At 63.0% G+C, this 14175-nt stretch carries 14 protein-coding genes; 7 read left to right on the top strand and 7 right to left on the bottom strand.

Features of this window, described 5'->3' with window-relative positions:
* Positions 1-34 precede the first annotated feature (34 nt).
* The 4 genes from LB529_RS15255 (at position 35) to LB529_RS15240 (ending at position 4737) form a co-directional block, all read left to right on the top strand.
* Positions 35-658 (top strand): J domain-containing protein, encoded by a 624-nt coding sequence (locus LB529_RS15255; protein WP_095767437.1) that lies wholly within the window; start codon positions 35-37, stop codon positions 656-658.
* A gap of 125 nt (positions 659-783) precedes the next feature.
* Positions 784-1770 (top strand): cobaltochelatase subunit CobS, encoded by a 987-nt coding sequence (gene cobS, locus LB529_RS15250; protein WP_224711523.1) that lies wholly within the window; start codon positions 784-786, stop codon positions 1768-1770.
* A gap of 55 nt (positions 1771-1825) precedes the next feature.
* A complete protein-coding gene (gene cobT, locus LB529_RS15245) occupies positions 1826-3724 on the top strand; it encodes a cobaltochelatase subunit CobT (protein WP_224545654.1) in 1899 nt (632 codons plus the stop codon).
* Positions 3721-4737: an esterase-like activity of phytase family protein gene (locus LB529_RS15240; protein WP_224711522.1), complete on the top strand. Its 1017-nt coding sequence runs from the start codon at positions 3721-3723 to the stop codon at positions 4735-4737. Before cobT ends, LB529_RS15240 begins: the two co-directional genes overlap by 4 nt.
* A gap of 51 nt (positions 4738-4788) precedes the next feature.
* Here LB529_RS15240 and LB529_RS15235 read toward each other — a convergent pair whose 3' ends face one another.
* The 7 genes from LB529_RS15235 to rpmB form a co-directional block, all read right to left on the bottom strand.
* Complete coding sequence (locus LB529_RS15235) at positions 4789-5472, bottom strand: hypothetical protein (RefSeq protein ID WP_224711521.1); 684 nt, start codon at positions 5470-5472, stop codon at positions 4789-4791.
* A 347-nt stretch (positions 5473-5819) separates the two neighbouring features.
* Positions 5820-7595, bottom strand: coding sequence for a GtrA family protein (locus tag LB529_RS15230; RefSeq protein WP_224711520.1), 1776 nt, complete (start codon positions 7593-7595; stop codon positions 5820-5822).
* Between the two features lie 176 nt (positions 7596-7771).
* Complete coding sequence (locus LB529_RS15225; RefSeq protein WP_224711519.1) at positions 7772-8773, bottom strand: hypothetical protein; 1002 nt, start codon at positions 8771-8773, stop codon at positions 7772-7774.
* 9 nt (positions 8774-8782) lie between these two features.
* A complete protein-coding gene (locus tag LB529_RS15220) occupies positions 8783-9616 on the bottom strand; it encodes a hypothetical protein (protein WP_224711518.1) in 834 nt (277 codons plus the stop codon).
* A gap of 99 nt (positions 9617-9715) precedes the next feature.
* Positions 9716-10387: a hypothetical protein gene (locus LB529_RS15215; RefSeq protein WP_224711517.1), complete on the bottom strand. Its 672-nt coding sequence runs from the start codon at positions 10385-10387 to the stop codon at positions 9716-9718.
* A 29-nt stretch (positions 10388-10416) separates the two neighbouring features.
* A complete protein-coding gene (locus LB529_RS15210) occupies positions 10417-11097 on the bottom strand; it encodes a queuosine precursor transporter (protein WP_224711516.1) in 681 nt (226 codons plus the stop codon).
* A gap of 114 nt (positions 11098-11211) precedes the next feature.
* Positions 11212-11508, bottom strand: a complete 297-nt coding sequence (gene rpmB, locus LB529_RS15205; protein ID WP_095767449.1) for a 50S ribosomal protein L28 — start codon at positions 11506-11508, stop codon at positions 11212-11214.
* A gap of 256 nt (positions 11509-11764) precedes the next feature.
* Between rpmB and LB529_RS15200 the strand changes: the two genes are divergently transcribed.
* Genes LB529_RS15200 through LB529_RS15190 form a run of 3 tightly spaced genes read left to right on the top strand, consistent with a single transcriptional unit; the run spans position 11765 to position 14144 of the window.
* The gene (locus LB529_RS15200; RefSeq protein WP_224545932.1) at positions 11765-12556 is read left to right on the top strand and encodes a DUF3108 domain-containing protein; all 792 of its coding nucleotides are present in this window, start codon (positions 11765-11767) and stop codon (positions 12554-12556) included.
* Positions 12557-12588: 32 nt separating this feature from the next.
* A complete protein-coding gene (locus LB529_RS15195) occupies positions 12589-13476 on the top strand; it encodes a DMT family transporter (protein WP_224711515.1) in 888 nt (295 codons plus the stop codon).
* Positions 13473-14144, top strand: coding sequence for a lysoplasmalogenase family protein (locus tag LB529_RS15190; RefSeq protein WP_224711514.1), 672 nt, complete (start codon positions 13473-13475; stop codon positions 14142-14144). Before LB529_RS15195 ends, LB529_RS15190 begins: the two co-directional genes overlap by 4 nt.
* Positions 14145-14175 lie beyond the last annotated feature (31 nt).

Here is a 14175-nt window from a genome sequence, read left to right as displayed (position 1 = left end):
CAATTCTTGTTTCGCACATGCGAACAGCCCATAAATGGGTGAGATGAAAGCGTACCCCAAATATTTCGAGAAAATTCGAATTCGGCCGGAGAAGGACGCGGAGCTGAAGTCGCGCGCCCCGATCTGCCAGTGGGACGGCTGCAACGAAGCCGGCACGCATCGCGCGCCGGTCGGGCGCCTCAAGGAGGGCGAGTATTTTCGCTTCTGCTTCGACCATGTGCGCGAATACAACAAGGGCTTCAATTACTTCTCCGGCGTGTCGGACACTGAGATCGCCCGCTTCCAGAAGGAGGCGCTGACCGGCCACAGGCCGACATGGCGCATGGGCGCCAATGGCGGCGGGACGCGCTCGGCGCCGGATTTCGCGCAGCAGCGTTCGGGGCGGGCCGGCTACTACAACCGCATGCGCGATCCCTTCAATCTGTTCAGCGGCGGAGCACGCGAGCCGCGTGAGCGCAAGGCAAAGCCACTTGAGGCCAAGGCGCTGGAAACGCTTGGCCTTGACACAAAGGCGACTGGTCAGGACATCAAGGCGCGCTATAAGGAACTCGTTAAGCGCCACCATCCGGATGCGAATGGCGGCGACAGAGGTTCGGAAGACCGGTTCCGCGATGTGCTGCAGGCTTATCGGGTGCTCAAGCAAGCAGGATTGTGCTGAGCGGCCCCACGGTACCAAGTCGTTTTTCCAACTTTCATATGGTTGGAAAAGGCTCTAAGACCGCCCCCGGACAAAATCGATTGCCGGCGAAACGCGGCGTTTCGCCCGTGGAGACGTTGATAGTGATGAACAAGGTCGATCGCGACATCGCCAACCTGCCCGACACGACCGTGCCGGTGAAGGAGAAATTCGGCTTCGATTCCAAGATGATCGTTCCCGCCTATTCGGCGGCGACGGAGCATGTGCCGGACATCGACCCCGACTATCTGTTCGACAAGGCGACGACACTGGCGATCCTCGCCGGCTTTGCCTACAACCGCCGCGTCATGGTGTCGGGTTATCACGGCACCGGCAAGTCGACGCATATCGAGCAGGTCGCGGCGCGGCTCAACTGGCCCTGCGTGCGCGTCAACCTCGACAGCCATGTCAGCCGCATCGACCTCGTCGGCAAGGACGCCATCGTCGTCAAGGAAGGGCTGCAGGTCACCGAATTCCGCGACGGCATCCTGCCCTGGGCCTATCAGCACAATGTGGCGCTCTGCTTCGACGAATATGATGCCGGCCGTCCGGACGTGATGTTCGTCATCCAGCGCGTGCTGGAATCGTCGGGTCGCCTGACCCTGCTCGACCAGAGCCGGGTCATCCGCCCGCACCCTGCATTCCGGCTGTTTGCCACCGCCAACACGGTCGGTCTCGGCGACACCACGGGCCTCTATCACGGCACGCAGCAGATCAACCAGGCGCAGATGGACCGCTGGTCGATCGTCACCACGCTCAATTACCTGCCGCACGACAATGAAGTGAACATCGTGCTGGCCAAGGCCAAGCACTATCGCGACAGCAAGGGCAAGGACATCGTCAACAAGATGGTGCGCGTCGCCGACATGACGCGTTCAGCCTTCATCAATGGCGACCTGTCGACCGTGATGAGCCCGCGCACCGTCATCACCTGGGCCGAGAACGCCGAGATTTTCGGCGATATCGGCATGGCGTTCCGGCTGACCTTCCTCAACAAGTGCGACGAGCTGGAGCGTTCGGTGGTGGCCGAGTTCTACCAACGCGCCTTCGGCGAGGATCTGCCGGAGAGCGCCGCGAACGTGGTGCTGAGGTAGGCGCGCGGCTGAAGAGGCCTCCAGCCTTTCAGCATGAATCGCGCAGGGAATGATCATGGCGGGTCCAGGCGACAACACGCGCAACAAGCCGAAGAACGGGTCTGAAGCCGACAGCTTCAAGCGCGCGGTGACCGTGTGCATGCGCGCCGTCGCCGGCGACAAGGACCTCGAGGTCGGTTTTGCCAAGGACCGGCCGGCTTTGGCCGGCAACCGCGCGCGCCTGCCCGAGCTGCCGAAGAAAGCGTCCCGCAACGACATCGCGATCACGCGCGGCCTGGGCGATTCCATGGCGCTGAAGCGCGCCTGTCACGATCAGCGCATCCACAACAGGCTGGCGCCGGAAGGCAAGCTGGCGCGTTCCATCTTCGACGCCGTCGAGCAGGCGCGCGTCGAGGCGATCGGCAGCCGCGCCATGCAGGGCGTGGCCGACAATATCGGCTCGATGCTCGAGGACAAATACGCCAAGGCGAACCTCGTCGACGTCAGGGACAAGGCGGACGCGCCGCTCGAGGAAGCGATTGCGCTGATGGTGCGCGAGAAGCTCACCGGACGTTCCGTGCCGAAGAGCGGCGAGCGGCTGGTCGATCTCTGGCGTCCCTGGATCGAGGAAAAGGCGAGCAGCGACCTGGACGGCCTGTCGGCCAAGCTCGAGGACCAGCAGGCCTTTGCCCGTATCGTGCGCGACATGCTGGTTTCCATGGAGATGGCCGAGCAACTCGGCGACGATCAGGAAACCGACGACTCGGAGGAAAACGAAGAGAACGAGCAGCAGGGCGAGGAACAGAGCGAGGAAGGCGGCGAGGAGGATTCAGGCTCCGAGCAGTCGCAGTCGGAAGATGCCGAAGCCTCCGCCGACGACGAAGAGTCGGCCGAGACCGAAGCGACCGACGCCACCTCCGACGACCTGTCCGATGAGGACGACGCCGACGCCGAGACGCCGGGCGAGGCCAAGCGAAACGACAATCCGTTCCTGAACCTGCCGAAAGAGATCGACTACAAGGTCTTCACCACCGCCTTCGACGAGACGGTAGGCGCCGAGGAGCTGTGCGAGGAAGAGGAGCTCGACCGGCTGCGCGCCTTCCTCGACAAGCAGCTTGCCAACCTTTCCGGCGTTGTCGGGCGGCTCGCCAACCGGCTGCAGCGCCGGCTGATGGCGCAGCAGAACCGCTCCTGGGATTTCGACCTGGAGGAAGGCTATCTCGATCCGGCCCGCCTGGTGCGCGTGGTCATCGACCCGATGCAGCCGCTGTCATTCAAGCAGGAGCGCGACACCAAGTTCCGCGACACGGTGGTGTCGCTGGTGCTCGACAATTCGGGCTCCATGCGCGGCCGGCCGATCACCGTCGCCGCGACCTGCGCCGACATCCTGGCGCGCACGCTGGAGCGTTGCGGCGTTTCGGTCGAAATCCTCGGCTTCACCACGCGGGCGTGGAAAGGCGGGCAGGCGCGCGAGAAATGGCTGAAGGATGGCAAGCCGCCTAACCCCGGCCGGCTCAACGATCTGCGCCACATCATCTATAAATCCGCCGATCATCCGTGGCGGCGCGCGCGCCGCAATCTCGGGCTGATGATGCGTGAGGGCCTACTGAAGGAAAACATCGACGGCGAGGCGCTGCTATGGGCGCATAACCGGCTGATCGGCCGGCCCGAGCAGCGCAAGATCCTGATGATGATCTCGGATGGCGCGCCGGTCGACGATTCCACGCTGTCGGTCAATCCGGGCAATTACCTGGAACGCCATCTGCGGGCGGTCATCGAGCTGATCGAAACGCGCTCGCCGGTCGAGCTTCTGGCGATCGGCATCGGCCACGACGTCACGCGCTATTATCGCCGCGCCGTCACCATCGTCGATGCCGAGGAACTCGCCGGCGCCATGACCGAGCAGCTCGCCTCACTGTTCGGCGAGGAGAGCGCACGCGACACGCGGCGCGGCGGATTGCGACGCGCCGGATGATCCTTTCGGGGCGGTGTGCGCGGCGGACGCTTTTCGCCTGCGTGCTGGCCTGCGCATCGCCGGCAATTGCCGCTCCGGGAACTCCCGTCGAAACAGTCGAGATTTCGGCGCGGCCGATCAGCCAGTTCCATATCGGCCGCGACGAGACGCGGTTCGGGCCGCTTGAATTCGTCGGCGGGCTGGAGATGACCTCGCAGGCACGCGATTTCGGCGCGCTGTCGGCTTTTCGCTTTCTGAAGCCGGGCAGCGACTTCATCGGCGTCGCCGACACCGGCTTCTGGTTCTTCGGCACGATCACGCATGACGCCGACCGACGTCCGTCGGGCGTTTCGAACTTCCGCCTGCAGCAGATGGTCGACGCTTCGGGCCGGCCGATCAACCGGAAATGGAAGGTCGACGCTGAGGGGCTCGCGGTCAGGGACGGTATCGCCACCGTCGGCTTTGAGCGCGACCAGCGCGTCGCCCAGTTCAAGATCGATCCCGACAATATGAAAGCGCCGATCCGGCAGCTCGATTACCAGATCCCCGCCCGGGAGCTGCGCCAGAACCGCGGCTTCGAGACCGTCACCCATGCCAATCCTTATGGGCAGCACGCGGGCGGCCTGGTCGTGGTCTCGGAGAGGAGCCTCGATGAAGCCGGCAATGTCTACGCCGCCATCATCGAGGGGCCGCATAAGGGCGTCTTCACCGTGAAGCGCGATGGCGATTTCGACATAACCGACGGTGTCTTCCTGCCGGATGGCGACCTGTTGCTGCTGGAGCGCAGTTTTTCGATCGCGCGCGGGGTGAAAATGCGGCTGCGGCGCATCTATGGCGAAAGCGTCGAGAAGGGCGCGGTCGCCGACGGGCCGGTGCTGATGGAAGCCGATATGGGCTACCAGATCGACAATATGGAAGGGCTGGACGTCTGGACCCGCGACGACGGCGCGCTGATGGTGTCGCTGATATCCGACGACAACCATTCGATCCTGCAGCGCAACCTCTACCTGGAATTCATCCTGCACCAGGACTGAGGACGGCGGGCCGGCATGGATTCAGCCGTGCCGACGGCGGGCGCCGAGAGATTACCGGCCGACGTGGCGGACTTCGTTCATCACGAAATTGGCCGCGCGCTTGCTCCGGTTACGGATCTTGAGCGTCGCGGTGTTGTCCACGAAATAGGTATGAAGGATGCTGTCGCGGGTGCGGACTTCCGGTCCGACAGTGTCGACCGCGTGCCAGGTGTCGGTGCCGACCGCAAAGGCGTAGCCGGTGTTCGGCGAAAACGACATCCGGTGCGAATTCTCGAAACGCCCGTCCGGCATGCGCTCGGCGAAGCGGGTGCCGATATGGTTGATCGAGTCGTCCTCCGGCAGGTAGAACTGGACCGTGATCCCTTTCCATTTCGTGTCGGTGTGGAAGCCGATCTTGTAGCCCGCCACGTCGCGCGTCAGCATCGGCACCGGATACATGCCGACCTTCATGAAGTCCGAGCCGAACCGGCGCTCCAAGCCCGGGGCAAGGCGGCGCATGAATGCGTCCTTCAGCTGCGGCGCATGCAATGCCTTGCCAACCAGGGACCAAATCGCCCGCTTCTCCTGCGGCAGATGGCGGATGTATTCGGGGTAGAGGTCGATCTTGATCCGCGTCGGGGTGCCGTCAGCCTTGATATTCACATTGTTGCGTCCCTTGAGCGCACGATATTCGCGCGCCTCCGGCATGGCGGCGAGCATGCGCTGATAAAGGTCCGCCGGGAAAACATCGGTCATTTCCAGATGCCAGAAAGGCTTTTCCACAAATGCGGCACGGTTCACGGCGTCCACCATGTGAGAGACAACATGCTGCAGCGTTTGTGTGGCTGATGCTGGCGCCGCCGCGCCCTCTATGGCCGACATGGATGTCTTCTCCCCAACCTAAAACCCCGAATCCAAATTTCTTGAATACATATATCGCCGCCTAAACGAGATGCTAACCAAAGCACAGGCTGGATTGCAACGATCCATGGAACTGATTTCGATAGCGGTTTTCTAAATCACGCAGTGAAATTGCATCAGCGCAGAGCAGGCGTATTGCGAAGGGCGCTGTCGACGATGCTGATATGGCCGCGGGCCGATATTCAACGAACCTTGTAGATCTCGATCGGCTTTCCCGCGGTAGACTGGTCCAGTTCGAGCCACTCAGGCAGGTCGCCCCGCAGCAACGCCGCGACAAGGCCCTTCGGCGCGTCCAGAGCCAGCGATATCTCTTCCGTGTTGCCGCGGCAGATCGCGACCAGCCCGACATGCTCGCGTTCGATGACGGCGTGGGCGGCGTCCGGCGTCCCCATGAACGCGTCGAGCATGGCGAGATTGCCGCCGACATTGCGGTGGTAAGGGCCGGCCAGCGCCCGGTGGCCGGTGAACGTCAATATTCCTGAGCCGAGATTGGACGAGGCAAGCACCGTCGTCGCGGGCATCGCGGCAAGATCATGGAAGTCGCCCGGCTTGCCGCAGGTCACGGCATGGTCGGGGTCGGAATTAACCCGCTGCGGCGCCTGCTGGACCACGGACTGCGCCGCCACCGCGACCCCAGCCCAGGTCGCGTTGAGCGAGACCAGCCACGCCATGACGATGCCGGCGGAAAGGCGCCACGAGGGCGCGGCGTTCGCCCGCAGGCGGATTCTCGCGATCCAGGCCGAAAGCGGCAGCACGGCGAAGGCGACGGAGAAGGTCGAGCCGCGCACCTGCCAGAGGCTGACGCCGAAGGCGACGACGAGCAGGGTGGCGGCGAGCTTTTCCTCGCGGCGCAGGCGACGGGTTCGGAGCTGAAGGCCGACCAGCAGGATCGCGATGAAGGGCGTCACATAGCGCGCCGCCATCAGTTTCGGCTGGTGGATGGCGACGCTCCAGAAGGGCTGCGCTTCGACCACGTCGGCCAGCCAATAGGTGCGGATACGTTCGTCCATGCCCGCATAGGGCGATGCCAGGCATTGCGGGAAGAACACGATCACAACGACCGCGACCGCCGCCATCAGCGCCAGCATCGAAACCAGCCGCGCCCGGCGGCTCGATGCGGCAAAGGTACTGGCGATCACGAGGCCGAAGCCGGACAATGCGGCAACGGCGAACTGGAAGGAGGAGAAGGCGTCGCATTGGGCCACGCCCCAATCGGCGGGCCGGATGGTCGCCACGAAGACCAGGGAGGCTATGCCGGCAAATCCGATGCCAAAGCCTCGTGCCGTGCCGCGCTCCTTGTCGTCGAGGATGAACAGGACAGCGGCGCAGATGCCGAGCACTGCCACATAGGGAGCCGTCTCCATGCCGACCGCGAGCGTCAGGCCGGCGCAAATGCCCGACAGAAGGGCCGCGGGCCGCCAGGAGGGCGCTTCCATCAGAAGCCAGAGGCCGGCCGCCGTCAGAAGCAGCTGGACATTGTGGTGATCGATCACGCCCGGGCTGTAGATCACCAGGTAGAAAAGCGCCGCCGTCGACAGAATGACTGCCGGCATCGCGACATTCGCAGCGGCGAAGCGCTGCGAGGCGCGCATGAGCACGAATATGGTCAGTCCGTAGAGGAGGGTCGGCCAGATGATTTGCACGGCACGCTCGGCGGTGGCGGGGCCGGCACCCAGCGCTTCGAAGGCCATGATGATCAGCGCGAGCGGCATGTCCAGCAAGCGCGACCAGTGCATGACGAAGCCGCCCGAGGTTCCCATTCTGTATTGATGGAGATCGAACCAGCTTTGCCCGCCGAGCAGGTCGCGAACCTCGACCAGCCGCAGCATGCTGTCATTGTCGGCGCCGTAGTCGCCAAGGGTCGGAAAACCGGAAACGGCGTTGATCGTCAGCACCATCAGCGTGGCGCACAGCGCAAGCAGAAGGTCGTTTTTCCAACCGGTGCCTTGCACGGTCATGCTGGTCGCAATGCCCTAGAGAATTTTCGCGATCCTGCACGATCGGGCGTAACAAAGCGTAAAGCCGGCCGAACGGTATTTTGGCGCAACCGCCACGGGCCAGCGACAGACCTAACCCACATGTCAGCGATTGCTGAAATGACCGCCCCCTTTCGACCTTATTGCTATGGCTGGGCCTACGTGGCGTCTTCCGTCACCATGTCCAAGAATCTGATTTCGTGATCCGTAAATGTGGCCGGATCGCCGTCGAAAGGCTCGTGGCCGATTCTGAAGATTTCCCGGATGCCGGACGTATAGCGAGCGCGACCGCCGGTCGGAAGGCCATAGTAGACACAATAGGCTACTATCGGCCGCACGCAGTTCTCGTCGTCTTCGGTCTTCCCCCTCAAGATGTCATCCCTGCTTACGCTGAAGCTCCACTTTTTAGAGCGAGGAACGGTGGGGAACAGCGTTTCACCAAACATATTTGCGATCATATATCTGGCGCTGTCTTCCATCTTGTTTCTCCACTCGATTGCCTTCTGAGTGGAAACAAAAAACTCGACGTGAGGATCGGTTCTGATGGCCGGCGACCGCCCATGATTGGTGATTGTCATGTCCAATTTGATGCTGCAATCATGGGCCGTAAAAACCAGCGGGCCGAGAATCTGAAGTTCTACCCCGACCCACGGTCGATCATTCAGCACCATGGTCCGTTCGGCAACTTCGGCAGACCTGTTAGCGGCCTTAGCAGCGTCTTCCGCGACCTTAATAGAAGCCTGCATGTCGGCGGATTGCAGAGCGGCGTTGTCCTGAATCAGCTTCATTTGCTTTTCGCCGGCCAGCCAGAGCTTATTGGTGGAGCGCCAAAGCAGGCCGGTGAATACACAAAGGATAAAGGTGAAGAACGCGACCGACCAATCCGGCGCGTGTTCAACGAGGTTTTCGCGCCATTCTTTGCCGGCGCTGCCTTGCTGGTCATCGGCGCCCTTTGCCTTGCCAACTGGCTGGCTCGGCTCAGGCGCGAGTGTCCGGGGTTCGCTATCCTGCTTAGTGGATTGCAGGTTTTCGGTAGTGCTTGGTTGTGAGGACCGGCTTTGCTGATCTGGCTTGGTGTCCTGTGACCAAGCGACACTCCCCCCGATCCAAAGACATCCGACGGCTACGAGCAACGACCAACGATGACGAGTGGCTGGCATGTCGCTAAGCTATTCTCCCACCAAAATCTCGGCACTATTGCCGTAGTTGTGATAGCGGGCTTTATCTGCGCCGATGAAAGCGCGGCTTTTGTTCGGTCTGCTATCCGGCTTCACACTGCGATCCCGACTAGCTGTCGCATACCGGTGGCAGAATTTCGTGAAGCATTGCTCCCCGTACCCATTGTCGTATCTGACTATCCCGTAGACGTAGACGTTGTGGTCCGGCACACAGAGTTCAGAAATGGCGAGGGTTGGCCGTTCGCTCCCTTGGCGCATTTCGCCGCCAGGCTGGATAACGCGATCCGAATTGGTCGCTACCTTAGCAATGTTGAAAACTTGTCTACGAAAGAAAGAGTCCATCTCCGGGCCGTCCGACAACTCCATCGAGACGAGCAGGGTCACATTTCGCGCCGGCAGTCTGCCAACGTTTTTCAACACGACATGTCCCATAACGTTGGATTCGCCGATCAATTGGTTGATCCCATCGGGGACGACAGTGAGATAAGCGCGAAGCTCCTTTTTGGCGTTGCCTTCGATGAGGCTCATCTGCCTCTCGCCGGCGAGCCACAAGTTTCTGGTGGACTGCCAGAGCGTGCCGGTGAATGCAGCGATGACGATAGTGGCCAGAGCGGTGATAAGCCCGTCGTTCTCGTCAATGGTTCTCCTGGTCCGGACCAGATAATACGCCGCAAGGTTATAGGGAGCGCACTGTTCCTCGCCGCTCTTTGTTTGCTCGCACATTGTTTCCTGAAACCCGGAAGTCCAGGCGGCGATTAAGAGCACGACTAAAAACAAAAAAAGCGCAGCTACTATTCGCGCCAATGTAGGTTTGTGCATCTCCAAGCCACCCCTCAAAGCCCTAGATGTCCTCTAGAGTTATGCTCTCTTTCCCTGTGGCGGCAAGTGCGGCTAAATAGAAATGCGCCGACGCCGCAATCCAGGTTAGAGCTTCGCCGCGATCCAGATGACGTGGCGGGCGCCGCGCTTGCCATTGGCCCGCGTGCTGATCTCCTCGACCGCGAAGCCGGCCTGTTTCAGCCGCCGGGTGAAGCCGCTGTCCGGCCCCTGCGACCAGACCGCCAGCACGCCGCCAGGCTTCAACGCGGCGCGCGCGGCCGTAAGGCCGGCGGCGCCATAGAGCGTGTCATTGCCCTTGTGGACGATGCCTTCGGGACCATTATCGACATCGAGCAGGATCGCGTCCCAGGCGGCTTTCTCCGCCCCTATCACCTGGCCGACATCGGCCTCGCGAATGGTGACGCGGGGATCGTCGAGGCAGCCGCCGAAGATCCCCGACATGGGGCCGCGTGCCCAGTCGACGACCGCGGGGACGAGTTCGGCAACGGTGACGGCAGCGTCCCGAACGAGCGCTGCGAGGGCGGCGCGCAAGGTAAAGCCCATGCCGAGCCCGCCGATAAGGATGCTTGGCCGCTCGCGTCCGGCGATACGCTGACAGGAAAGCCTGGCCAGCGCTTCCTCGGAACCGCTGAGGCGGCTGTTCATCAGCTCATTGGTGCCGAGCATGATCGAGAATTCAGCGCCGCGCCGCTTCAGGCGCAGTTCTTGGCCGCCATCGGGCGTGCGGGCGCAGTCAAGCTGAACCCAGGGGATCACGGCCTGATTCCACTTGCTGGGTTCATGGCCTAGAACGCGACCGCCGGTTGGCTCCAGCGCGCGGCGAGCAGCCGGTAGGGGATTAGCGCCACCACGGCGATGATCAGCTTGACCGAAAGGTCGCCAAGCGCCCAGGAGACCCAGCGCATCGTCTCGACCGGCAGCACGCCCATCAGCGGCGCGGTCTCCAGCGCGAAGCCGTCGTTGGGGCCGGCAAAAGCGAAGGCGGCGGAGAAGGCGACGCCGAAGAAGACGACGGTGTCGAAGATGGAGCCGACCAGCGTGCCGACGATCGGCGCGCGCCACCAGCTCTGCCGGCGCAGCCGGTTGAAGACGGTAACGTCCAGCAATTGCGCGGCGAGGAAGGCAGCTCCCGAGGCGGCTGCGATGCGCACCAGCCGGTCGGCGGCGGTTTCGAACTCGATCAGCCCATGACGGAACAGGAACGGCGGAATCAGGATCGAGCAGGTCACCGCAGTCATGAAGCCGACGAACACCACCTTGCGCGCCACGGCCGGGCCGTAGCGGCGGTTGGCCAGATCGGTGACCAGGAAGGAGAAAGGATAGGTGAAGGCGCCCCAGGTCAGCAGGTCCGCCAACGACAGGCCACCGACTTGGCCCTGCATCGGGAACTGCACGAGGATGTTCGACGCCACGACGACAAGCGCCATGGCGGCCACGAAGGGCAAATATCGCGTCAGGAAATACATTTTTTTATCCTGGGTAATGGAACCAGCCGAGCGTCATGCCGACGCTCGCTCCTGTTTCGAGCACCGGTCTGGCCGGGGCTCGAGGCGGTCGTCCCCCGCCTGAAAGCTGCTGGTTTAAGCGGCCGACTGCTCGGCCAGCTTCTTGGCGATCTGCTTCTTGAGCAGACGGGCGCGCTGCGACAATTCCTTGACGTCGGCCTTGGCCAGGAAGGCGTCGAGGCCGCCGCGGTGCTCGACCGAACGCAGCGCGTTGGCCGAAATGCGCAGGCGAACATTCTGGTTCAGCGCTTCGGAAATCAGCGTCACATTGACCAGATTCGGCAGGAAGCGACGCTTGGTCTTGTTGTTGGCGTGGCTCACATTGTTGCCAGTCTGGACTGCCTTGGCAGTGAGTTCGCAGGTGCGGGACATCTTGTCTAACCTCAGTTCTAAGCCTGCCAAACCATTCTGCCCGCGCCGGGCGGCGCGCGGTCTCGGTCAGGCGGCCTTTGGAAAAGTTGGCGTTCCATAGTGGCATTTCACCACTGCGTCAAGCTCCGGCACGCGCCCCGCTGTCAGGCACGCTCCATATAAAGGCCGGATTTCACAGTATAAGCCCATCGCGAAGGGATCTGCCAGGCTGGAGCCGCTGCGTTCCGGCCGAACCGCCAGGGATCAGCCAGCCGCCATGCTCCGTCCTTCTCATGCATTCGCCGCCCTGCTTGCCGTTGCCGTGCCGGCAACGAGCTTCGCCGCCGCGCCGCCGCAGTCGTTCAAGGGCGAGTATACGGTGTCATTTCTCGGCCTTTCGATCGCCAGGGCGACTTTCTCCAGCCGATACCAAGGCGACAACTATGCCATTGACGGCACCGTCTCGGCCGCCGGCCTCGGCAAGTTGTTCGACGACACGAAAGGCACGATTTCCTCGAAAGGCACCATTTCCGGCAAGCAGATGCAGCCGCATGCATTCCGGGCCGACTATACGTCCGGCAAGAAGGCCTCGATGGTCGATATCCGCTTCAATAACGGCGCTGTCACCTCCACGCAAGTCGTTCCCGCGCCAAAGAAGCGCGATCCGAAGAGCTGGGTGCCGCTGGGCGATAGCGACCTGAAATCGGTGCTCGATCCGATGGCCGCGACCGTCATCCACGCCGACAGCCTGGACAAGGTCTGCGGACGCACGGTCAAGTTCTATGATGGCGAGATGCGCGCCGACCTGACCTTGACCTATGCCTCCAAGGGTTCGATCTCGGTGCCGGGCTACAAGGGCGACACGGTGACCTGCAAAATGGGCTTCGAGCCGGTGGCGGGCTATCGCAAGGGCCGCAAGGCATTGAATTTCCTGAAGAACAAGAGCCGCATGCTGGTGACGTTTGCACCGCTCGGCCAATCCGGCATATATGCGCCGATCCGCGCCACGGTTGGGACTCAGATTGGTCCGCTGACCATCAGCGCGAGACGGTTCGAGGCGGTAAATTAGGACAGGCGCCACCGCGCGCCGGCGGGGGAAATATGGGGCGCGCAACACTGATCGGGTTTTCGGCGGTCGCCATGTGGGCGCTGCTGGCGCTGCTCACCAACGCTTCCGGACAGGTGCCACCCTTCCTGTTGTCGGCCATCACCTTCGCCATCGGCACCTGCGTCGGGCTCGTGGCGCGGCTGGTGATGCCGGCTTCCGACCGGGGCCGGAAGATCCCTCGCCAAGTCTGGGTGATCGGCATTGCCGGGCTGTTCGGTTATCATTTCTTCTACTTCACGGCGCTGCGCAATGCGCCGGCGGTCGAGGCGAGCCTGATCGCCTATTTGTGGCCGCTGCTGATCGTGCTCGGCTCGGCGCTGATGCCGGGCGAGCGGCTTGCCTGGAACCATGTCGTCGGCGCGCTGCTCGGCCTTGCCGGCACCTTCCTGATCGTCACCAAGGGCGGCGGGCTGGCCTTCGACGCGCGCTACGCCTTCGGCTATGCGATGGCGGCCGTCTGCGCGCTGTTGTGGTCGTCCTATTCGCTCTTGTCGCGGCGCTTTCCGTCGGTGCCGACCTCGATCGTCACCTGGTTCTGCGCGGCGACGTCGGCACTGTCGCTTGCCTGCCATCTGCTGCTTGAGAAGACGGTGCTGCCGGACAGCCTCGGACAATGGCTGGCCGTCATCGGGCTCGGCCTGATGCCGGTGGGCGCGGCCTTCTATGCCTGGGATATCGGCGTCAAGCGCGGCAACATCCAGGTGCTGGGCGCCGCGAGCTACGCCGCGCCGCTTCTGTCGACGCTGGTGCTGATCGCCGCTGGCGTCGCCGAGCCGTCGCTGCGCATCCTCGCGGCCTGCGTGCTCATCACCGGAGGCGCCGCGCTCGCGGCGAAGTCGCTGCTGATGCGCAAGCCGGCGGCCAAGGAGGTCAGCGCATGATGCCGTTTTCCGGCGGCATCGAGGCCAACGCCAACGCGACGCTTTTGTTCTCGTTCGTTGCGGCCGTGATCTACGCCTTTGCGCTCGACATGCCGCCGAAGTGGACGCGCACGGCGGCAAAGACGCTTGCCGTGGCTTTGCTGGCCGTGCTTGCCGCCATGCAGGGCGGTCCGCTGCTGCTGGTTGCGGCGCTGGCACTCAGCGCCGTCGGCGACGCCTTTCTGTCACGCGACGGCGAAAAGGCCTTTCTCGGCGGGCTGGCGAGCTTTCTCGCCGGTCATATCGCCTATATCGCGCTGTTTTCGCAGGCAGGCGGCGGGCTCGGCCTGTTGAGCGCCGAACCCTGGCGCGGCGCGATCGCCCTGGCCATGGCCGCATTCAGCATCGTCATGCTTGCCGCGCTCTGGCGCCGCGTCGGCCCCCAACTGCGCGCGCCGGTCGCCGTCTATGTCGCGGCGATCCTCGCCATGGGCATTTCGGCGCTCACCACGGACCATCCCTGGGTGATTGCCGGCGCGGTGCTGTTCATCGCCTCGGACGGGCTGCTCGCGGCCGAGCGCTTCATGCTCGCGGCGATCTCGCTGCATCGCGTCTGGATGCGCTATGCGGCCTGGGTGCTTTACTATGCCGCCCAGTTGGCGATCACGCTAGGATTTCTACTCGCCTAGTGCGTTTCACCGTTTCACGGAAACGACGAAA

The organism is Mesorhizobium sp. CA5 (assembly GCF_020165105.1).
Taxonomy (GTDB): domain Bacteria; phylum Pseudomonadota; class Alphaproteobacteria; order Rhizobiales; family Rhizobiaceae; genus Mesorhizobium.
The sequence above is the reverse complement of the archived record's forward strand: the minus strand, read 5'-3'. Positions and strand labels throughout refer to the sequence as shown.

Bases quoted from the DNA above. Each gene is read 5' to 3' on its own strand.
- LB529_RS15255 (WP_095767437.1), top strand. From the start codon at position 35: ATGGGTGAGATGAAAGCGTACCCCAAATATTTCGAGAAAATTCGAATT.
- cobS (WP_224711523.1), top strand. From the start codon at position 784: ATGAACAAGGTCGATCGCGACATCGCCAACCTGCCCGACACGACCGTG.
- cobT (WP_224545654.1), top strand. From the start codon at position 1,826: ATGGCGGGTCCAGGCGACAACACGCGCAACAAGCCGAAGAACGGGTCT.
- LB529_RS15240 (WP_224711522.1), top strand. From the start codon at position 3,721: ATGATCCTTTCGGGGCGGTGTGCGCGGCGGACGCTTTTCGCCTGCGTG.
- LB529_RS15235 (WP_224711521.1), bottom strand. From the start codon at position 5,472: ATGACCGATGTTTTCCCGGCGGACCTTTATCAGCGCATGCTCGCCGCC.
- LB529_RS15230 (WP_224711520.1), bottom strand. From the start codon at position 7,595: ATGACCGTGCAAGGCACCGGTTGGAAAAACGACCTTCTGCTTGCGCTG.
- LB529_RS15225 (WP_224711519.1), bottom strand. From the start codon at position 8,773: ATGCCAGCCACTCGTCATCGTTGGTCGTTGCTCGTAGCCGTCGGATGT.
- LB529_RS15210 (WP_224711516.1), bottom strand. From the start codon at position 11,097: ATGTATTTCCTGACGCGATATTTGCCCTTCGTGGCCGCCATGGCGCTT.
- rpmB (WP_095767449.1), bottom strand. From the start codon at position 11,508: ATGTCCCGCACCTGCGAACTCACTGCCAAGGCAGTCCAGACTGGCAAC.
- LB529_RS15200 (WP_224545932.1), top strand. From the start codon at position 11,765: ATGCTCCGTCCTTCTCATGCATTCGCCGCCCTGCTTGCCGTTGCCGTG.
- LB529_RS15195 (WP_224711515.1), top strand. From the start codon at position 12,589: ATGGGGCGCGCAACACTGATCGGGTTTTCGGCGGTCGCCATGTGGGCG.
- LB529_RS15190 (WP_224711514.1), top strand. From the start codon at position 13,473: ATGATGCCGTTTTCCGGCGGCATCGAGGCCAACGCCAACGCGACGCTT.